Source organism: Natronoglycomyces albus (assembly GCF_016925535.1).
Taxonomy (GTDB): Bacteria; Actinomycetota; Actinomycetes; order Mycobacteriales; family Micromonosporaceae; genus Natronoglycomyces; species Natronoglycomyces albus.
In genome coordinates this window covers 3,910,535-3,931,061 of the sequence record NZ_CP070496.1, presented here as the reverse complement: position 1 = coordinate 3,931,061, position 20,527 = coordinate 3,910,535, and the positions used below count along the sequence as shown (strand labels likewise).

General features: G+C 61.8%; 15 protein-coding genes. 4 read left to right on the top strand and 11 right to left on the bottom strand.

What is annotated here, in order from left to right; genetic code table 11:
* The first annotated feature begins 3 nt into the window (after positions 1-3).
* Positions 4-1,122: a ParB/RepB/Spo0J family partition protein gene (locus JQS30_RS16760; RefSeq protein ID WP_213171376.1), complete on the top strand. Its 1,119-nt coding sequence runs from the start codon at positions 4-6 to the stop codon at positions 1,120-1,122.
* 222 nt (positions 1,123-1,344) lie between these two features.
* Here JQS30_RS16760 and JQS30_RS16755 read toward each other — a convergent pair whose 3' ends face one another.
* Complete coding sequence (locus JQS30_RS16755) at positions 1,345-2,040, bottom strand: GNAT family N-acetyltransferase (protein WP_213171375.1); 696 nt, start codon at positions 2,038-2,040, stop codon at positions 1,345-1,347.
* A gap of 372 nt (positions 2,041-2,412) precedes the next feature.
* On the opposite strand from JQS30_RS16755, the gene JQS30_RS16750 reads away from it, so the two are divergent.
* Positions 2,413-2,994: a hypothetical protein gene (locus JQS30_RS16750; RefSeq protein ID WP_246497967.1), complete on the top strand. Its 582-nt coding sequence runs from the start codon at positions 2,413-2,415 to the stop codon at positions 2,992-2,994.
* 290 nt (positions 2,995-3,284) lie between these two features.
* Here the strand turns inward: JQS30_RS16750 and JQS30_RS16745 are convergent, their stop codons facing one another.
* Positions 3,285-4,274 carry a D-alanine--D-alanine ligase family protein gene (locus tag JQS30_RS16745; RefSeq protein WP_343076142.1) on the bottom strand — a complete coding sequence of 330 codons (990 nt, stop codon included), beginning with the start codon at positions 4,272-4,274 and terminating at the stop codon, positions 3,285-3,287.
* A 329-nt stretch (positions 4,275-4,603) separates the two neighbouring features.
* Complete coding sequence (locus tag JQS30_RS16740; RefSeq protein ID WP_246497965.1) at positions 4,604-5,899, bottom strand: aminotransferase-like domain-containing protein; 1,296 nt, start codon at positions 5,897-5,899, stop codon at positions 4,604-4,606.
* Positions 5,900-6,314: 415 nt separating this feature from the next.
* Here JQS30_RS16740 and JQS30_RS16735 point away from each other — a divergent pair, with 415 nt between their 5' ends.
* On the top strand, positions 6,315-6,956 hold the full coding sequence (locus tag JQS30_RS16735; protein WP_213171373.1) for a GNAT family N-acetyltransferase: 642 nt from the start codon (positions 6,315-6,317) through the stop codon (positions 6,954-6,956).
* Positions 6,957-7,060: 104 nt separating this feature from the next.
* On the opposite strand, the gene trxA is transcribed toward JQS30_RS16735, so the two are convergent.
* The 6 genes from trxA to murJ form a co-directional block, all read right to left on the bottom strand.
* A complete protein-coding gene (gene trxA / locus JQS30_RS16730) occupies positions 7,061-7,378 on the bottom strand; it encodes a thioredoxin (protein WP_213171372.1) in 318 nt (105 codons plus the stop codon).
* Between the two features lie 256 nt (positions 7,379-7,634).
* Entirely contained in the window at positions 7,635-8,564 is a 930-nt protein-coding gene (gene trxB / locus JQS30_RS16725; protein ID WP_213171371.1) for a thioredoxin-disulfide reductase, read from the bottom strand.
* A 223-nt stretch (positions 8,565-8,787) separates the two neighbouring features.
* Positions 8,788-9,588, bottom strand: a complete 801-nt coding sequence (locus JQS30_RS16720; protein WP_213171370.1) for a hypothetical protein — start codon at positions 9,586-9,588, stop codon at positions 8,788-8,790.
* Entirely contained in the window at positions 9,585-10,307 is a 723-nt protein-coding gene (gene sigM / locus JQS30_RS16715; protein WP_213171369.1) for an RNA polymerase sigma factor SigM, read from the bottom strand. Before sigM ends, JQS30_RS16720 begins: the two co-directional genes overlap by 4 nt.
* A gap of 16 nt (positions 10,308-10,323) precedes the next feature.
* On the bottom strand, positions 10,324-11,892 hold the full coding sequence (locus JQS30_RS16710; RefSeq protein WP_213171368.1) for a protein kinase family protein: 1,569 nt from the start codon (positions 11,890-11,892) through the stop codon (positions 10,324-10,326).
* A 226-nt stretch (positions 11,893-12,118) separates the two neighbouring features.
* A complete protein-coding gene (murJ, locus tag JQS30_RS16705; protein ID WP_213171367.1) occupies positions 12,119-14,110 on the bottom strand; it encodes a murein biosynthesis integral membrane protein MurJ in 1,992 nt (663 codons plus the stop codon).
* Positions 14,111-14,199: 89 nt separating this feature from the next.
* Between murJ and JQS30_RS16700 the strand changes: the two genes are divergently transcribed.
* A complete protein-coding gene (locus JQS30_RS16700; protein ID WP_213171366.1) occupies positions 14,200-15,624 on the top strand; it encodes a CCA tRNA nucleotidyltransferase in 1,425 nt (474 codons plus the stop codon).
* Between the two features lie 5 nt (positions 15,625-15,629).
* Here the strand turns inward: JQS30_RS16700 and JQS30_RS16695 are convergent, their stop codons facing one another.
* Positions 15,630-17,111, bottom strand: a complete 1,482-nt coding sequence (locus JQS30_RS16695; protein ID WP_213171365.1) for a glycosyltransferase family 87 protein — start codon at positions 17,109-17,111, stop codon at positions 15,630-15,632.
* Between the two features lie 300 nt (positions 17,112-17,411).
* Positions 17,412-20,522: a transglycosylase domain-containing protein gene (locus tag JQS30_RS16690; RefSeq protein WP_213171364.1), complete on the bottom strand. Its 3,111-nt coding sequence runs from the start codon at positions 20,520-20,522 to the stop codon at positions 17,412-17,414.
* Positions 20,523-20,527: the final 5 nt, after the last annotated feature.

Here is a 20,527-nt window from a genome sequence, read left to right as displayed (position 1 = left end):
GAGATGGCGACGACACCGAAACGTGGGGGACTGGGGCGTGGGTTGGGCGCACTCATCCCCTCGGGCCTGACCGATAGTGCGACGGCAGTGAAGGAGCGACAGCCAACCGAAGAGTCGATCTCCGCACCGGCGGTGGAGCCGGAGGCTCCCGCCGTCAGTCACTCGGACGACGACGAGCCAGTCGCTGCGGTCGATGTTTCACGTGAAACATCGACCGCCCAGACAGAAAATGACGGGCCTCGTCCGGTGCCGGGGGCGCGTTTCCAGCTGATCGAGATCACCTCGATTACGGCCAATCCGAAGCAGCCCAGGCAGATCTTTGACGACGAGAGCTTGGAGGAGTTGCAGACGTCCCTGCAGGAAGTTGGGATGCTGCAACCGATCGGGGTAAGGGAACGTACATCTGCCGAGTTGGCCGCTGATCCGGAACTGACCGCCTTCGAATTGGTCATGGGAGAGCGGCGCCTTCGGGCCGCCACCATGTTGGGCTGGGAAGCCGTCCCCGCCATCGTTCGGCAGACGACCGATGACGAAATGCTGCGCGAAGCACTTCTGGAGAACATCCACCGGGTGCAACTGAACCCGCTCGAAGAGGGCGCGGCCTATAAGCAATTGCTCGACGAGTTCGGCGTGACGCAAGAGCAGCTGGCGAAACGTATCGGCCGATCCCGTCCGCAGATTTCTAATACGATTCGCCTCTTGAGCCTTCCTCCCACGGTGCAGACCAAGGTTGCGGCCGGGGTCATCACCGCCGGACACGCTCGAGCCCTCTTGGGCCTGGAGAGCAACGGGGACCAAGAGCACATCGCCGAGCGCATCATCAGCGAGGGCTTGTCGGTGCGAAGCACTGAAGAGCTCATTATGGCCTGTCGGTTGCAAGAAAAGCCGGACCTGTCGGCCGAGGAAACGAAGGCGGCGAAGGCTGGCAAGAAAGCCTCGATCACCAGCCGCATGGAAGCTCCTGGGCTGGAAGAGCTCAAGGAGCGACTTTCAGACCATTTCGAGACCAAGGTGAATGTCAGCTGGGGGCGCAAAAAGGGCAAGATCGTGATCGAGTTTGGATCACTATCCGACTTGGACCGCATTGTCGAACAGCTGAAGATCGAAGACTCAACTTCTTAGCTTGCAGTACTCGCCTGGGCCCAGATCTACAGGCCCAGGGGCGACATAAAGTGGGGGCGGGATGTTTCACGTGAAACATCCCGCCCCCACTTTATGAGATTAAGTGCCGAGTCAACTTCGCCCAGCTGGCTAATGTCAGAAAAGGTCAGCTGCCCGCCATCAGCGCGCGGTCAACGTTGGCAATGTATGGCCAGCAGGGGCCAGAAAAACGCCGTCGAATCCTCAGCCCATCTCTTTCCACATGATGATGTCGTCTCGGTAATCATCATCCGAGATGCGCACGGCCCGCGGGAGTCGCCCGACCTCGCGGTAGCCTTCGCGCCGATAGAAAGCATCCGCACCCGTGCCAGAACGGGTATTCAACGTGAGGGCAGTCAGCCCAAGGTGATCCTTCGCGACTAGGTCAACGGCGGCAAGCAGCCGGGAACCGAGCCCCTGTCCTTGCCGGGCGGGGTCAACCTGAACATGGCGAACCGTTCGCCAACCTCGACGCGGCGGACTGTCGTTGGCGGTGAGTACACACCAAGCGACAATCGGGGCGTCTCCTTTCTGTTCGGTCGCGAGCAAGGAATCTGAACCAGCTGACTCGTGGTCAGAGACCGGCACTTCGCGCAGAGCCACGAGTGTATCGGTCTGGTCGATGACGCGGGTGAGGATGGAGACGGTGTGCGGTCGCACGCGGTCGAGATCCACTGGCGGGACGAAACCGACGGAACCGCCGGCGTTGGTGACTCGTACCCAGAGGTCGCTAAGTTCATCAACGAGCGCGGCGGTGACCGGCGGGTCCACAAGAACAGCAGTCGTGGCGGGAAAGCCCGCTGGGCTGTCTATGGTTCCGTATACGGAGGGCCCGGATTTGGGTGCCCGTGCATGGGGCACCGTGCTTCCGGGGGCTCCGTCAGTCACTGTTGAATGCACGCCTCATATCATGCATGAATATACGAACTATCGCAAATCAATTCCCGGTGAGTGAGCCGGTGGCCGCGCCTATCTCGCGCGGTGGGGAAAATGGGTCCGTTCGGACGAATGCCACCAGCCCCAACGTCGAGTGGCCTTGGGACCTTTTGGATGGGGGCAATGGATGATCACGTCCACAACAAGCGTTGTATGAGACGGGCATGTTTCACGTGAAACATGCCCGAGCGCGAACCTAGCTCAGTCGGGCCTGCTGGAGTGTGAAAGCACGGCTCGGGCAGCGTTTTCGGCCTCGGACGAAGCGTTGCTTGCACCGAAAAATAGTTGGACGACCTGCCTCTGGTGCAGGGCATGTCGATGCGATACTGTCCGAACGTGACAGCGTCTAATGATGAACCCAATACCTCCCCTAAGAAACATCCCGCCACCTCTGACGACCTTCCGGAATTCGTGACGTGGCCAGCTTTTCCGTTTGAAGGCAAACTGCGGATCAAGAAGATCGCCGACCCGGTCGACATTGAACCTCCCCGCAAAGGGGAAGACTCCGTCAACTGCACTGCCTGCCATACTCCGGACTCCGAGTACCTATGGGCAAACGAACGTTGGCGGGTGAAGACCCCACCCAAGCCCAGCGGCCTGCCAATTGTCATGATCCTCGAACCGCGAGCCCACCTCGATATCGGTGATCTGTCGACAATGCACGCGGCGGAGCTAGGAGTCCTCACCGTTCGGCTCGAGCGCGCGATTCGATCGCTCGACTCCGTCGCCCGAGTCCACATCACGCGCTGGGGCGACGGCTCTGCTCATCTCCAGCAGTGGTTCATGGCTCGTCCGGCTGGATACCTGCAATTGCGAGGACCTTTCATGACGATGTGGGACGAGATCCTGCCTCCAGTGGACGAAGCGCAGTGGAAGCTCGATCTGGACTACATCAGTGCGTGGATGGGTGACGAGTAATTTCTAGCGCCGCCACTAGGGGCCGCCGAGGTGAATGCGGCGGGCTTGCCAGCGAAGAGAACTTCGGTGTGGGCCCGAACGGCGTCGTCTCACGCCGCTTGCTGTTAACCGCCCGCCGATTCTTTCGCTGAGACAACGGGGCGCGGAGAGCCGATTCCCGGAAGGTTTGGGGGAAACTTCCGGGAACTCACACAACGCGGTCGCGGCAACGTGAATTGCGCATCGACGTTTCACGTGAAACATTCCGTCATACTTCGATAGGCTGATTCGCCATAGCTGGTGATCGACGGCTAGCTCCGCCGCCGCTTCGCCTGTTCGATCAAGGCCACGAGCACATCGGCAAAGTCTCGTTGCGCCGCCTCCACGCCCATCGGCCACAGGGACGTATCCGTCATGCCGGGGGCAACATTCACTTCCAGAATCCGCACCTGGCCATCGTCGGAAACCATCATGTCCACTCGGGAAAGATCGCGGAGCCCAAGCACGTCATGGGCGGCGATGGCCAGTTCGGCCACCTGCTGCGAGAGCGCCTTGTCTAGGCGGGCGGGAACATGCCAGCGGGTAGCTCCGGCGTTATAGCGAGCCACGAAGTCGTACACTCCGCTCAGCGGAGCGATTTCCACCGCCGGTAGCGCTTCGGGCCCTTCACCCAAGTCGACTACGGCTACGGCGATATCGCGTCCGGCTACGTACTTTTCCAAAAGCGCCTTGTCTCCGTAGGCGAAGCAACCCATCATGGCACCGGGAAAATCGCTTTCATTCTCGACCACGTGCACCCCAAGGCCGGAGCCACCAGCGGTGGGCTTCACCGCTAGCGGCAGCCCGAAACGCTCCACAATGCTATCGAGAAGGTCGGCGGCCCCATAGTCGGAAAACGCGGTTTGCGAGAGCACCATCCAGTCGGGGGTGGGCAAGTTAGCTTGGCGCAGAAGGTCTTTGGCCGAATCCTTGTTCCAGGCGCGGCGTGAACCAGAGGCTGTCGCCCCAACGAATGGAACGTCGAGCAATTCGAGGATCTTCCGCAGCGAGCCATCTTCCCCCGCCGCACCGTGAAGGGCGGGAAAGAGCACTTGGGGCGGGTTGGTGCGGATGGAGTGCAAGAGTGACTTGTCTAGGTCATGCAGTTCGCACGAGACTCCGCGCCGTTGCAGGGCCGAGGCAATGCGTTGGCCCGAGCGCATGGAGATATCGCGCTCGTATGACATTCCGCCCGCGATGACCATGACGTCGAGTGCGTCGGTTTCGGTCGTGGCTGCTGCGTCGCTCACGGAACTGACCACCTTTACATCGCTATCGATACCGGGTTGTTCCCGTCTGGGCGCAACCGTGGGAGACGTCGCCCTACCGCGACGTACCCGGTGAGGAGACTACCGTCTCCAAGCCACTCATGCGAATTCAATGGGCACGTGCCGTCCCTGGTTGGCCTACCGCGTGATGCCATCGAACTGGTGGCAAGAGCCGACTCATTGGGCCCAAACTGGCTCAGGGAGCGATTGATAGCCCCGGGCGACCGTTGATCATCTCTGGGCATCTTTTCACGACCACGACCGGTCCCGACTCTTAGATGCTACGGCGCCTCCAACAAACGCTGAGGAGGACACCGGAGCAACTAGCGGTCGAAGGAGGCACGCAAGGCCATTTCTTCGGAGATGACTCCGGCCAAGCGCCGCACGCCCTCCTGAATTTCCTCCGCAGAGGGGAATGAGAAATTGAGCCGCATCTGAGCCTGCCCGCCCCCGTCTGCGAAGAATCCGGTTCCCGGCACGTAGGCGACCCGTTCGTTAAGCGCGCGCGGCAGCATCGTCTTGGAGTTGAGCCCCTCGGGCAACTGCGCCCATACGAACATGCCGCCTCCTGGCTTGGTCCAGGTGACTCCTTGGTCCATGTGGGCTGAGAGTGAATTCAGTAGCGTGTCACGCCGCTCTTGGTAGATGGCGATAAAGGACTTGATCTGTTCGCGCCAGGCCATCGTGGTGAAGAATCGGACGGCGGCCTCTTGTGTGAACGCGGAGGGGCACAGGATGGAGGCTTCGGCGGCGAGTACGAGTTTGTCGCGCACGGCTGGGGGAGCCAGCACCCAACCGAGCCGAAGGCCAGCGGCGAAGATCTTCGACAGGGTTCCCACGTAGATGATGCCCCAGTCAGTGCGGGCGCGCAGGGGAGCGGGTGGCCGCGCCGTGCCGCTAGCGGGCGTCAGTGGCTCCACAGCGGGAGAGCAAGTCGGATCGGTGGAGTCGAACGTCAGCTGAGAGTACGGGTCGTCCTCGACGATCAGCAACCCATGGTCGTGGCAAATGGCCACGACTTCGTCGCGACGTTCTTCGCTCAGTGTCACCCCGGCCGGGTTTTGATAAGTGGGGACCAGGTAGAGAAATTTGGCGCTGCGGCCCAGGCGGTCCAACTGGGCGAGCGTCTCTCGCAGGGCATCGGGGAGCAGGCCGTCCTCGTCCATGGGAAGGTGTCGAACATCCGCCTGAGCGGCTTGGAAGACGCCGAGCGCACCCACGTAGGTCGGCCCTTCGGCAAGCACAATGTCGCCAGGGTCGAGGAACACACGGGCAATGAGGTCGAGGCCTTGCTGGGCCCCAGTGGTGATGGTGATGTCGTCGGGGGAGGAGTCGATTCCGGATTCAGACATCAGCTCGCTGAGGAGTTCTCGCAGCCGGGGGTTTCCCTGGCCGGGGCAATACATCAGTGACTGGGGCCCGCTGGTGTGCAACAGATCGTGGAACATGGAGCTGAGCTCGTCCATGGGCAGTGCCGCGGTGTAGGGATTACCGCCTGCGAGCGAGACAACCTCGGGGCGGGATGCGACAGAGAAAAGCGCGCGGATCTCGGACTGGGCCATGCCGTGAATACGCTGTGCGTATCGACCGGTGAAATCATCGAGAGTTGTGCCGGACACGCGTCTTCCCTCCCATCCAGGATGCGGCCGTGAGCTGGTGGCGTCGGTGCTTGGGTGCGCATTTTGACCACGGTCGCGGTAGATATGCCTGCTCATGCTGGCAACTTCGCTTAACTGTACGCGCCAGATGTGCCCGTTACCTTACGTGTCGACGTCAATCACGTCGACCGGATTTGAGGTCAAAGTTCCGCTCCGAGCGGGCCCGAAATTAGACTTTCTGCGATTATGTGGCCCCCGCGGCGTTGATCGGTGGGAGCGTAGGCAACGGGCATTTCTCGCCTTTCTTTACTCATGAGGGCCTGCCTTTATTCGTGGTTGGGTATTTGTCAATGTCGGAAATATGACCCACGCCTGCGGCAAAAGAAATGGCGCGTGTTGACCCCCACTTGTGAGCTGATCAACGTAATCTGGAGTGATGCATTCGGAGATGGTGAGTCTCAATCTGGACACTTTGGACGCGCTCCCCAAGCGCTGCCGTAGTTGCGTCTTCTGGGAGTTGTCTCCTCGGTGTGCCGATACGGCCGAAAGCATCGGTGATCCCGGTTTGGAGAAGGAAGCGTGGCTGTCTCACACGCTGCTGGAGTGGGGTAGCTGTGGCCGGATCGCCTACGACGACAAGACCGTGGCAGGTTATGTCGTGTATGCCTCGCCTAGTGTGGTGCCCCGTGCCAAGGAATTCCCTTCGGGTCCGGCCTCTGCCGACGCGGCCCTATTGATGACGGCACACGTAAGCCCCCTGTACCGAGGCAAAGGGATTGGCCGAGCCCTCGTGCAGACAGTGGCGCAGGATCTGAATCGCCGTGGCATCCGCGCCATTGAGGCCTTCGCCGACGCCAAAGGAGAACCCGACGCCTGCCTCATCCCCGCAGATTTCTGTCGTTCCGTCGGCTTTAAGACGGTATGCCCTGACCGGCACTACCCGCGTTTGCGGTTGGAGCTCAAGAGCGGTAGCGAACGTAGTGCGGGCAGCGCCGTGAGTGAGCCGGAGATCGACCTCGAGATGGAGAACATCGATAGCTTCCTGCACGCGCTGCTCGAAGAAGTGCGTTCGCGCTGATAGCCGGGAAGGCCTCCGGTGACTCAACGGCCAACGCCCATGACTGTGACATAGAGGTGGGCCGCAACGTTTCACACGTTGCGGCCCACCTCTATGCCGAAGTCTTACTTCTCCAGCACGGCCTTGATGGCGGCCTTTGGCTGCGCACCCACGATTTGGTCGGCCGGTTCACCGTTCTTGAACAGGATCATGGTCGGCACGCTCATCACCTGGTACTTGCGAACCATTTCGGGGTTGGCGTCGATGTCCAGCTTGCGGATGGCGACCTTGTCGCCCAGCTCGCTCGCGAGCTCGGTGAGCACGGGGGCGACCTTCTTGCACGGCCCGCACCAGTCGGCCCAAAAGTCCACTAGCACCGGCACATCGGAGCCCAAAACCTCGGTCTCGAAGTTGGCATCGGTTACGTCTGCGATTGCGCTCATCGCGCTCCTCCTACTAGATGTGTCTGGTTGAGGGTGAGAGTCGATCGGTTCGACTGCCCTGGGCGACGCGAGCGCCGCCGGGAAGTCTGACTAACGCTCTCCCCATCGGTGTTTCGTCGATACACCGCGTATCAACGGAAGTCTTTAGCCTCGATGCGGCCATCTGTGGACCACATGAGGTGGCCCCGAGCTCATCTGCGCCTCAGCGGCAGTGCGCAACCGAGGTGTCGCCGAGGCTCCAGCGGCCTGATGGTCGTTACAATCCCAGGTCGGCGACGTAACGTTCGGCGTCGAGCGCTGCGGAGCAACCAGTGCCGGCTGCCGTGATGGCCTGGCGATACTGGTGATCTACCAGGTCGCCAGCGGCGAAAACGCCCGGCAGGCTGGTACGAGTGCTGGGCGCGGAAACGAGCACATAGCCATCTTCGTCGGTGTCGACCTGATCGCGGAACAGCTCCGAACGGGGGTCGTGACCAATGGCGATGAACAGCCCGGTGACGTCCAGCTTGCGTTGTTGCCCAGTCTTGGTGTCTTGGACCAACAACGATTCGACCTTGTTGTCACCTTCGACCTTTTCGACCACGGTGTTCCACTCCACCTTGATCTTCGGGTTCTCCAAGGCGCGGTCGGCCATGATCTTCGAGGCGCGGAACTCTTCGCGGCGATGCAGGATTGTCACCTGATCGGCAAACTTGGTGAGGAACGTGGCCTCTTCCATCGCGGAGTCACCACCACCGACCACGGCGATGTTTTGACCCTTGAAGAAGAAACCGTCACAGGTCGCGCAAGAGGAGACTCCACGGCCGAGCAGTTCCTGTTCACCGGGCACTCCCAGAGGACGCCAAGCCGACCCCGTGACTAGAATCACCGCGTGAGCCTGGTACTCGGTTTCGCCGACCCAGACGCGCTTGATGTCGCCCTTGAGATCAACCCGAGTCACATCCTCGGAGACAAGCTCGGCACCGAACCGCTCGGACTGCTTGCGCATGTTGTCCATGAGGTCAGGGCCCATGATGCCGTCAGGGAAGCCGGGGAAGTTTTCCACATCAGTGGTGGTCATCAAAGCCCCACCGAACTGGGAACCTTCGAAAACCAGTGGCTTGAGGTCAGCTCGGGCCGTGTACAGGGCGGCGGTATAGCCAGCCGGCCCCGACCCGATGATGATGACCTTGCGTACGTCGTTCACTTCGCCTCGCTCCTAACGCGCATTGTCTCGGGGTGTGTCACGTTGCTTACGCACGTCACGACACCTTCAACGCCATCGTAAAGAGCAAACATTCCCTCAACGACACCAGGAGCGGCCGTATCTGGTCACAGCGTGTGGGCCCGAGCACCTTTCCCACCCTATGAAACACATGTTTCGAGAGGTCCGGACTGGGGCATGCGTACGCATGCGTCTAGGAGGGAACTTAAGGTGTCCGCTGCAAAAATAGCTCGTCGACATCGGGGAAACCGCAGTTAGGACCCAAAACGGCTACCGAATCGCCCGACTCGCCCACCAGCGCGACCAACACGGCGGGCTGGTCTTCAAACTGGGCGAAGTCGGCCATGATCGGAATGGCGTCGTAGTGGCGCAAGATAGCGCTCTGGCAGCGTTCCCATTCGTCGCCGTTGGTGTAGAGGCCACGAAGGTCATCGGGCACGTTCGCCGGTTCGTCAACGTCCACCAGGTCGCGCAGTGCGGCCGCGAGATCATCCTCGGGCGAGTAGTTCTCACCAGAGGTGTGCGTCTCCAAGGCCGACTCAGACGGTGGCAACGGACGGGTCTCGGTCTCTTCCTGCCCATCCCACACCCCATCCTCGGGATCGCTGAACGCGCCCATGTCGTCATCGGATTCATCCAGCGTGCCCGCCTCGGTATCGGTCGGGCTCTCTCCGGCGATAGTCGGCGGCTCATCGCCCACATCGCCGGTTTGAGTGATCTGCGAGGCGACCCAAACGCCGCCCACGGTCACGACGACAGCGGTCGCGGCCGAAGCCAACGCGTAGCGGAAACGTGGAATCTGGAAGCGACGGGTCCAGCTGCGAGCCAAGGAAGGGCGCTCGGAGTGAAGGGTTTCTGCCGAAGGCAAGTTGGCCAGCACTGTGTCGAGTCTGCGCTCGAGAGACTGCGGCAACTCCTCGTAATCCGACGAGGCCGCACTCAACATTTGCGCAACCTGGTGTGAGGACATACGGCGGGGCGCTGGGTGATCTTCGTTAGGTTTCACGGTCGCTTCCCCTCCTTCCGCACCTCGCTTGTGCCGCTGGCGACCTCACCTGGAGGCCCGGCGGCGCCGTTCTCGGTGTCCGTCTGCCCGGTTCTGGGCGCGCCCAAAGCGGCATCATCTGTAGGTGAGACGCGCGAGAACCCTTCCCGGTTCCCCAGCTCTGCCAACTGTGACGCAAGGCGCTTGCGCGCGCGGGCGGCTCGTGATTTGACCGTCCCGGCGCGGACCTGCAATATCTGGGCGGTATCAGCGACAGAATATCCAAGCATGTCGATATAAACCAAGACCGCCCGTTGATCAAACGGCAACGTCGCCAGCGCCTCACGCACCACCATATGAGTCGTCGAGTCGGCCGGAGTCGGGCGGGAATCAGGAATGTCAAAGTGTTCGGGCAAAGCGTCGGCAGGCCGGGCGGCATTGCGCCGCAACCGGTCCAAGCACGCGTTGACCACAATACGATGCAGCCAGGTGGTCACCGCTGACTTCCCGCGAAACGACGAGGCGGCCCTATACGCCTTGACCATGGCGTCCTGGAGCGCGTCGGCGGCTTCCTCGCCATCGCCAATAGTACGAACGGCGACCGCCCACAGCCGAGTGCGGTGACGAGAGAACAAAATGCCAAAGGCCTCAGAATCACCGTCGACATGACGCCGCAACAACTCCGCGTCAGTGGGCTCGCCAGAGTCGTCGCTGGTCCAGTTAGGGGTGGGCTTGGGCATATTCGGAGTCAACGTCCTATCGCACGTACACGTTGATATCACTCACCGTCAGTTTATATCCTCCTGAAACCGGTGGAAGCTCCGTGATCCACACCATCAAGTACTGGGTGGTAACGGACTCCTCCAAGGTCAGTTCCAGGTTCGCATCAACGTTCGCGATGGGCGCGACCACCTCGGTGTAATTGTCGGCGATCTGCTGATCGCCCGACTCCGAACTGCCCGGATCGACATCCCCGGCCCGCAAACCCACAGTCGCCCCAGGCTCGGTCATGTGCAGCCGCACCGAGGCGATCTCCTGCTCAGAGCGCAAATCCATCAAAATGCCCATGCCTGGCTTCAAGTTCCCGAAATTGGCGTGATTGTAATACGTCTGGGTAGACCAGCCCGTCGACGAATCATTGTCGATAAGAAATTCGGTGCCCTGCAACTCCGAACGGCTGGAATCAGGCGGATCCACAATGCGAATCTGCGCCGCGTCCAGCTCTAGCCGTTCGGGCACGGAGGTCTGCTCCTCCTCCTCGGACTCCCCATCGTCATCGTCGGTACCGACCAACCCGGCATTATCGGGGTCGGCCCCACCGCCTTGCGTGATGACGGCGCTGGCAAGCACGCCCACGAGGGCGACTCCAGCGATCGCGGCGGCGACCATCGCCAGCCGGCGCATCCCGGCCGGGGCGTCCTCCTGGCGTTTCTCGCCCGGCTTGCCCTCGGCAATGAGGAGAGACTCCGCAGTATCGGTGCGTTGCGGGGGCAGATCGGGGCTAGTGGCGTCGAGCGCGACCGAACCACCTGCGGCGACGGTGTCGTGCGCGGCACTGTGAAAGGTCGTGTCCGCGGCCAACTGGTTGGCGTCTTTACGCAACTCCGCGGCCAGCTCAGAGGCGGTGCTGGGGTATGGCTCGGCAGCTAGAAGGCTCATGACCAGCGAATTCAGCCCTTGCGGCAAACCCGACCGCAACTGCTTGGGCGGCCGTACCTCGCCGGTCGACTCGTCGGGATCGGCTACCGGTAGTCCTTCGGAACCGGGCACGTTGTGCGGCCACTGCCCAGTCACACAGGCATAGAGGGTCGCGCCAATGGCACGCACGTCGTCGGCCTTCTCCCCGGCGCGCTTCGAGCGCGGCTCGGTGACCATGACGCGGTCGTCCTCGGAGAACAGAATCGTTCCCGGGTGAATGTTGCTGTGAGAGATGCCTTGGGCATGCACGGCGGCCACGGCCCCGGCCACGCTAGAGAGAATGTCGCGCGCCTGTTGCCCGTCCAGCGGGCCGTGTTCCAGGATTTCGCGCAGCGATTGTCCCTCGACCCATTCGCGCACCACATAGGCCAACCGACCTTCATCGACCGCGTCGTAGACGTCGACCAATGAGGCGTGTCCGATGCGTGAGGTGGCCACGGCCGCCTCCATCATCGGTGCGGCCTCCGAACCACCGGGCGTGTTGATGACGACGGCCACCTTGCGGTTAAGCAGGACGTCGAGTCCGCGCCAGACTTCTCGCCCGTCGGTGTCGACGTTGACCGGTTCGTCGAGGCGGTAACGGTCGGCCAGAAGGTCGCCAGTGGATGGGACATCTACGTCGGTCATCGTGTGGTCCCTCCTTTTCGGGGATCAAGACTCATCGCGCGGCGTCGTGTCGTCGTCATCGCGGTTGCTCTGCGCCGGGCGTGGGTGCAGTCGGCGTTCGTGTTCGCTATGAGTATGGCAACGGTATCGGCGGCGGCACCGATTGAGCAAACGCCTTCAATCGAGCGTGATGGCGATGGCCGATAGACGGTGTCATCTAACAGGGCTCATCTGAATGGTAGCTGGCCTACCGACCCAGCTTTGCGCGCACTGAGGCCGAAACCTTCCTGGCCTCCGGAAGCCGCAAAAGATAGCACAACAGTGCGTAGAGGACGATGAACATGGTGCCCAAGAGCATGGCAATGCCGATCTGACCGCCTTTGCTGCCCGAGAAGTCCGGCAACGCCATCCACAAAAGGTAGACCGCGGCCCCGGCGACGGCCGCGGCTGTGGCCATGGCCAGCAAACCCGTTGCCACATGTCGCATTCCAAGCAGCCCTAGGCGGAGCCGCAAGAGCATCAATGACAACCCGAACGAGGCCACGTAGGAAGCTCCGTTGGAGACGATCAGCCCCACGACCACCCATTGCGCCGGAAGTATCCCGAACGATAGGAGATATCCGCCGATGCGGATGGCTACGACGGGAATCGTTATCAACGCTACCGTCTTGGTGTCGGTCAGTGCGTAGAACGCATAGATCTGCAGTTGGCTCAGTGAGAACGGGATCAAGATCAGGCCCACGACCAACAGGGCGTTCGCCGTGGCTAGCGCGGCGGTCTCGGTATAGGAACCCCATTGGAATATCGCCTGGGAGATGGGCACGCTCAGGAAGATGAACGCCCCGGCGATCGGCACCAGAAGTAGGCCCGCCATTCGCGCTCCGGAGGACATGTGAGCGGCGACTTCCGCGAACCGTTTGTCGTCGGCGGCCGATGCCATGCGCGGCATCAGCGCGGTGATCACCGAGACGGCAACGATTCCATGGGCCATCATCATCATCAGATAGGCGTTGTTGTAGACCAGCGCCCCGGGCACGAACCCGTCGGTGGTGTCGGAGGCGGCGTTGGCGATGCGCAGCACGGCGATGACGGCGATTTGGTTGAACGCGACGAAGACGAGCGTCCACGCGGCGAGGGTGCCGATCTGGCTTAGGTCGAGCCCGGCGCGGAAGTCGAAACGCCACTTCCAGCGAAACCCCGCCCGTCGCAAGGCGGGCCACAGCGCCAGCACTTGCAGCACGATTCCGGCGGTGGTTCCGGCACCGAGCAGCCAGATCATTCCCGGAGTGATGGCCTCAAGGGTGAACCCGATCCGTTCGCCGTCCTCGGCGATGGGCTGGTTGCGGGTATAGAGGATGAAGAAGGCGATACCGACGCCGATGACCACCAGGTTGTTGATGATGGGCACCCACATGGGAGCGCCGAAGCGTTCCCGGGAATTGAGGACGCCGCCCAGCAGCGCGGCTAGTCCGTAGAACAGGATCGCGGGCAGCATGAGATAGGACAGCTGCGTGACCAAGGAGCGGTTGCCTTCGGAAGCCATGAGTGCGGCCAGCAAGGGGGCGCCGAGGGTCACCAGGAGGGTCGCTGTGGCCAGCAGGCAGAACGCCAAAGTGAGAAGTCGTTGGGTGAAGGCCCAGCCGCCATCGGGGTCGTTTTTCTTGGCTCGCACGAGCAAGGGGACGATCACCGAGGTCAGAATGCCGCCCATGACCAGCTCGAAGATCATTTGTGGGAAGTACTGGGCGGTGGTGTAGGAGTTTCCCAGCAATGTCGCGCCGAGCGCGGCGCCGATGACGACAGTGCGGCCGAAACCGGTCATGCGACTAACGAGTGAACCGGCCGCCATGATCAGGCTCGAACGGGCCACGCTCTTGCGCGGCGGGCCCTGGGCGGGGTCGACTGACTCAGCGCCGCTGGCTGGGGCGGAGGTGGGAACTCCAGGCTCGGGCGGGACGGGTGCCTGCGGGGTTGGCCCCTGCTGCTGAGATCCGTATGGCTGAAATTGTTGGTCTTGGTGGTGTGGCCCGCCTCTGGGGTCGTTCGGTGGCTGCCGGTTGTGGGGGGGCGGGTGATGGTGCGAGTAGGAGCCACCGTAGCCGCCGTAGCCTGGTTGTCCCCGGCGAGGTGGGAGGCTGCCAGGGCTCGAGTCGTGCGGGTTTGCACGGTTCCGTGGGGGCTCGTCGCCCTGGAACTGGCCCCAGCCGTGGGGACCCGCGCTGTTGCCGTGATCAGCCATGAGTCGTTTCTTTCACCATAGAGACGTTCGCCGCCTGATTGTCTCGCGGTTGAGCGTGCGCTCGGCGGCCTGTGTAAGCTTGCGGATCGATGTCTGACCGTAGCGGAAACCAAATTGCTGTCCCGCCCGTGGCCGAAGAACTCGGGAGGGTGTTCCACTCTGCCGGATATCGGTTGTATTTGGTGGGTGGGCCCGTCCGCGACGCCATTTTGCGTCGCTCATGTACAGACCTGGATTTTACGACTGATGCCCGTCCACAGGATACGACGCGTCTGTTGCAAGAGCACGGGACCACAGTGTGGACGACTGGGGCCGAATTCGGGACGATCGGGGCGATGTTCGCCGGCCATCAGGTCGAGGTGACGACCTTCCGGGCTGACAACTATGACCGCCTCAGTCGCAACCCGCAGGTGGCCTTCGGCGATTCGCTGGAGGAGGATCTGGTCCGGCGTGACTTCACCATCAACGCTATGGCCGTTCGGTTGGGCCAGGGCGGTACCGAGTTTTGCGACCCCTATGGCGGGGTGAGCGACCTAGCCCAGCGCACCATCCGTACCCCTGGTTCACCGCAGAGTTCGTTCTTGGATGATCCATTGCGGATGCTGCGAGCCGCTCGCTTCGCGGCGCAGCTGGGTTTCGATGTCGACCCTGATGTCAAACAGGCGATGACCGACTTGGCGGGGGAACTGCGACGCATTACGGCCGAGCGGATTCGAGATGAGTTTGTGAAGCTCATGGGGGCTCCAGATCCCGTCGTCGGCCTCCGGCTTTTGGTCGACTGTGGACTTGCTGACTACTTCTTGCCCGAGCTGCCGCGCATGCGCATGTCCATTGACGAACACGCCCAACACAAGGACGTCTACGAGCACACTTTGCAAGTGGTGCGCAATGTCCTTGCGCACGAAGAGGGTCAGCCCGATGTCATTTTGCGCATCGCGGCGCTTTTGCACGACATTGGTAAGCCCGACACCAAGGGAACGGCCGAATCTGGCCGAGTGACGTTCCACCACCATGAGGTCGTGGGGGCGCGCATGGCTCGCAAGCGACTGCGCGCGTTGCGATTCCCCAAGCACGACATCGCCTCGATCTCCCAGCTGATCTTCTTGCACCTGCGCTTCTATGGCTATGGCGAATCTGGATGGACCGATTCGGCTGTGCGCCGCTATGTCACCGACGCCGGAGATGAGCTGGAACGCCTACATAAGCTGGTGCGGTCCGATTGCACGACCCGCAACCGGCGTAAGTCGGCTCGGCTGGCAGCCGACTATGACGCCTTTGAGCAACGCATCGCGCGTATTCAGTCCGAAGAGGACCTACGGGCAGTGCGCCCGGACCTGGACGGAAACGCGATCATGCAATTGCTTGGCTTGCAGCCTGGCCCCGAGGTCGGCCAGGCCTGGAAACACCTTAAGGAACTGCGGTTGGAGCGAGGCCCATTGGACCGCGACGAGGCCGAAGCCGAACTCTTGAAGTGGGCGCGACAGCACAATATCGGTTCACCCCCGGAGGCTTAACCCGATCAGCTCGCGGTCGCCTTGGGTTTGAATGTGGGTTTCAACAACCCCGCGTCTGGATCGATTCCCGGCTCGGGGTCTCCCCTCATCATCGACGTCGTACGCACCACGTCCCGTTGCGGCTGAAGGACTTCCCGCACCACGAGCACACACAGCCATGCCACTGCCAGCCACCGGGCGGCGGCGGCAAGCACGAACCAGCCTTCGCTGATCCCACGTTGGTCCTCAGTGGATACGGCGAGCATTTTGCCGTAGAAGGCCAAGAAATAGCCCAACTCTGCGCCCTGCCATACCAAGAAAGCGCCCCACTTGGGCCGCGCCAGAATCAACAGCGGGATCAGCCAGAGGACGAACTGCTGCGACCAGACCTTGCCGGTGAGCAAGAAGGCAGCCACGACCAGGAAACACAGGGCGGCGAACCGGGGAGTGGTCGGCGCCAGCCATGCCAAGGCCGCTATGGCCAGGCAGCAGGTGAGAAAAGCCAAGAAATAGGCGTCGTTGACAAACTCGGTGTCGTTGAGCGCCTCCCAGCCGGTGAGGTCGCGCAACACGTACCAACCGGTACCCCAATCGATATGGCGAGTCTCGTTGAGGCGGAAGAACTCCAGCCACGACTCAGTCCAGAAATACGCCACTGGCAAATTGAATGCCGCCCAGGTAAGGGCCGCGGTCGCGGTGGTGATGAGTGGCTCGGCCAGACGTCTGTTACGCAATGCCAACAGCAGCAGAGGGCCCAAAAACAGCAGGGCGTAGAACTTGGCGGCAACGGCCAGGCCCAGGAATACCCCGGCGGCGAAAATGTGCGTGCGCCGCCAGCACAGGAAGAATGCCATACCCAGGCCGATGGCGAATAGGTCCCAGTTGACCGAGGCGGTGACGACCATGATGGGCGCGGCCGCCAGCATCATCGCGTCCCAGGGACGGTTACGACGCATCGCGTACAGAGCGTAGACCGCCGCGATACCAAAGGCAAACAAGACGATCGCGTTGAGGTGATAGAACAGAGCGCCATCATTGATGTCGCTGCGTTGGCCGATCTCATAGGAACTCAAGCCCCAGATACCCATGAACCAGCCGGTCAACACCGGATACTCCACGGGGTGATCGCGGTAGGGAACGGCTCCCTCATTAAGGCGTTCGGCCCCGTACAGAGCGCGAATGTCGGTATAGCACGCTTGGGTGTACTGCTGATAGTCCTCCCAGCCGCCGGAGGCGCAAGGGTACTTTTGCAGCCACGACAGTGCGAATACGGCGACCGCGACGAGGAGAATGACCCGAATCGGAGTCCAAAACGCCCGCCGGGGAGTGCGGGCGTGTTCCCCGTGCGGGCCGCCGATGAGTTCACTGGCGGCGCGGACAATGCCGTCCTCCTGCGAGGGTGCCACGATGAGATCACGGCCATGACTGGCCTGCTTCGCAGCGCCGGCGACGCTAGGCTCCTCAGCCTGGTCGGGTCCTGGCTCGCCGGTCTCGCTTCCCTGGGTCATGACCGTCATTGTGTCCTATGAGCGATGAGCCCGTGCCAGATGGTGGGCCGTAGCTTGAGGCCGATGCGAAAGCGCAAACTCAAGGCCACAGGAGGCTAAGTTTTCGCAGGTAAACAAGCCGACCTGAAAGCCGAAAGTGACTTTTGCCTAGACCTGCTTCATAACTGAAGCGTTAGCGGTCGCATGATCTGCAAACTTGGAGTCTTCCCAGACGTAGTGGGGGCCCGAGACAAAGTCTCGGGCCCCCACTACGTGCAAGTTGTCTTAGCCGATGCCGTTTAGCCTAGGCGCGCACCGGCGTTATTCTTCGTCTTCACCGGGCGGATCAATTCCGAAGTCGCCGCGGTTGTCGTCGTCATCATCGTCGTCGTCATCGCCATCGTCGCAACGATCGGGGAAGATGCGACACAAGGGATCACGGTCGTTGTCGTCGTCATCGTCGTCGTCATCGTCGTCATTGGCTTCCCGACAGGGGCCGTGGTCGGGGAAGGCCGAACAGAAGGCCCCGCCGGGAACCAGCTTGTCGGCCGGGTAGCTATGCAGTTCTCCGTTTTCGGCACTGCCCACCCGCACCGGGTCCGACCACGGTTGTGGATCGTAGCCTTTCTTCTCCACCGCCTGGTGGATGTATTCGGCCCACAGTGGGCCAGCGATCGTGCCACCAAAGACTCCCTCGGTACCGCCCCACTCATTAGTGAGCAGCCCGTTCTCGTCGCCGATGTCACCCACCCAGGCGGCCACACTCAGCTGCGGAATCGCCCCGACGTACCACAGGTGGGAGTTCTGCCCCCTTTCACAGGAGGGGGTCATGTCCGCGCTGTGGCAGTCACGCTCCCACGTCCCGGTCTTGCCGAAGAACGGACGGCCATCGTTGAGGCCATTGCCCTGGGGAATCGGAGTGATCTGATTGCCGACGTGCTGCAAGTCGCGGGCGACTTCCTGCGAAATCGCCTGCGAGGAACGTAGCTCCCGCTTCTCAGGAACCGGGTTGCCATTGTGGTCGGTCACCGACTTGATGAAGTGCGGTTCGTTGTACTGGCCGTTATTGGCGATGGTCGCGTAAATGACCGCCATGTCCTTCACCGAGACGTCATACTGACCAAAGCTCACGTGGTTGTCCACAATGGCACGCGGACCGTCCCTGTCGATGGGGATGGCCACCGGGTTGCCGTCCTCGTCGGTGTCCTTGGGAATCCAGCGATCGATGTTGCCGTTCTCATCGAGAACGAAGTTGTCGTCGTCGTCCTTCTCTGGGCCAAAGCGAGTGACGTTGCCGTCCTGATCGAACAGGTAGTTGTCGTCATTGCGCTTCATGTGGGTCAGGCCCAGCTTGGCGGCCGTCTCCAACACCGAGGAGGCCCCGTAGGTGTCGGCAATGGAGAACATCGGGGTGTTCTTCGATTGGATGAGCGAGTCCTGCAACGTCATCTCCGGCGGATTCGAACTGTCGCCAGAGTTACGAATACCGTCCTCTTCTTGCTCCGAACCCTCCAGCGAGTCAAACGTACGGCCGCTGCGCGCGTCCCACCAGGACTCGATGGAAGCGCCGTTGTCGATCGCGACGGCGGTGGTGATGGTCTTGAACGTCGACGATGGTGGGTGCGGGTTGTTCGGCCCGGCCTTGTCGATACCGGTCCCGTCGGGCCCGCCGTAATAGGCCAAAACCTCACCCGTGCCGGGTTCTACGACCACAATGGAAGCGGTCATATTCTCGGCGTAGTTATAGAGGAACGCGGCTTCCTCGGTGTTCTCGAAACCGTCGCCGTCCTCGTTGAGCGGCCCTCGGTATGCCAGCCTCTCGGCGGCATCCTGAAGTTCCTTGTCGATGGTCAGCTCGATGGTGTAACCACCGTCGTATCCGTCATTGCCATAGAGCTGGTCATAGGAGATGCCAAAGCGGTCGCGCAGCTCCGCATAGACGTAGCCGTGGGAGACAAAACCAGTCGGAGTGTTGGCTCCATACGTGCCCGGATTCTCGTCGAACTCAATCGGTGTTGGGTAGACGCCTTCGTGCTTTTCCATCAGCTCGTCGATATCGGCCTGCGTGACGCCGGAGAGCTCATTGATGGCCACCAGACCATTTACGCCGTACGACCAACGGTTCATGATCCGATCATGCGCCTCTTCGGGGTCGCTGATCTCCGGGTCGTAGAAGCCGTTGGGGCTTTGGACCTGCATGACCACATACACGGCCTCGGCGTAGTCGAGCTCCTCATACGGCTTGCCGAAGTAGACCTCCGAGGCTGCCGCCACTCCATAGGCGCCGCGCCCGAAATAAGCGATGTTCAGATAGCTCATGAGGATCTCGTCTTTGGACATCTGCCGGTCCATCTTCATCGCGATGACGGCCTCAGAGGCTTTACGGGTGTAGCTGATGTCGTCGCGAATGTCGGCCAGCTGACCGGCATACTGCATCGACAGCGTGGAGGCGCCCTGTTTGTCGCCACCGGAGACGTTGTTCCACACCGCGCGCATGACGCCCTTCATGTCCACACCGGGGTGTTCGTAGAAGGTGCGGTCCTCCAGCGCGATCGTGGCCCATTTGAGTTCGTCGGTCACGTCTTCGGTGTCGCGAATAAGCTTGCGGTGGTACTGGCCGTAGGAGCCCATCTCATGTTCGCCACCGGCATAGTAGGCAAATGAGGTCTCTTCGAGAGAGAGTTGGTCGGGCATCTCCACCGACTGGAAGAACATGGCACCGGCGACGGTGATGCCGCCCATCATAATGATGAACACCGCGGCCATCGCGATGTAGACCTTACGGCGGCGTTTCTGCTTTTTCTTCTTCCTCAGCGCCGCGATGTCTTCTTCGCTGCGCACGCCCTTGCGGCGGGTTCCCGTCACCGAGGCCGAGCCGCGAGCCGCTCCAGCGGGGGCCTCGCTTGGCGAGGGACCTTCAGGGCCGGGCACCGAAGCGCTACCAGCCGAGGCACCGCTGACCGACGCTGCTCCGCCCACCGAAGCGCTGCCCGCCGAGGCGCCCGAATGGGTAGAACCATAGGGATTTGAGCTGCCATAGGAATTGCCGTAGCCACCTTCAGCGGCAGAACCATACGGGTTGTCCTGGTCGGGTGAACCATATGGGCTGGAACCGTAAGCATTGGCCGAGGCACGGCCGCCAGAGGCTCCGGACGCCGCGCCTGAGGTCGGGCCCGCCGCCCCACCTCTGCCGTAGGTGCCCGAGGAAGAGCCGTAGGGGTTGCTCTCAGAGCTGCTTCCTCTGCCGCTGGCGGAGGAACCGTAGCTGGTGCCGCCGGAGGGAGAGGAGGGGGCTGAACCATACGAACCGTAGCTCCCTTGGTCTCCATAAGGATGGGACCGGGAGCTGTGCTCGTCCTCAGGTATGTCGCCGTTGTTGAAGAATCGTCCGCCCTCGGGGGATGAGGACGAGCGATAACCGTAGTCGCTCATGTTTG

What these genes read in the sequence shown, in the direction of transcription:
- JQS30_RS16760 (WP_213171376.1), top strand. Translation starts at nt 4, where the DNA reads ATGGCGACGACACCGAAACGTGGGGGACTGGGGCGTGGGTTGGGCGCA.
- JQS30_RS16735 (WP_213171373.1), top strand. Translation starts at nt 6,315, where the DNA reads ATGCATTCGGAGATGGTGAGTCTCAATCTGGACACTTTGGACGCGCTC.
- trxA (WP_213171372.1), bottom strand. Translation starts at nt 7,378, where the DNA reads ATGAGCGCAATCGCAGACGTAACCGATGCCAACTTCGAGACCGAGGTT.
- sigM (WP_213171369.1), bottom strand. Translation starts at nt 10,307, where the DNA reads ATGCCCAAGCCCACCCCTAACTGGACCAGCGACGACTCTGGCGAGCCC.
- JQS30_RS16710 (WP_213171368.1), bottom strand. Translation starts at nt 11,892, where the DNA reads ATGACCGACGTAGATGTCCCATCCACTGGCGACCTTCTGGCCGACCGT.
- murJ (WP_213171367.1), bottom strand. Translation starts at nt 14,110, where the DNA reads ATGGCTGATCACGGCAACAGCGCGGGTCCCCACGGCTGGGGCCAGTTC.
- JQS30_RS16700 (WP_213171366.1), top strand. Translation starts at nt 14,200, where the DNA reads ATGTCTGACCGTAGCGGAAACCAAATTGCTGTCCCGCCCGTGGCCGAA.
- JQS30_RS16695 (WP_213171365.1), bottom strand. Translation starts at nt 17,111, where the DNA reads ATGACCCAGGGAAGCGAGACCGGCGAGCCAGGACCCGACCAGGCTGAG.
- JQS30_RS16690 (WP_213171364.1), bottom strand. Translation starts at nt 20,522, where the DNA reads ATGAGCGACTACGGTTATCGCTCGTCCTCATCCCCCGAGGGCGGACGA.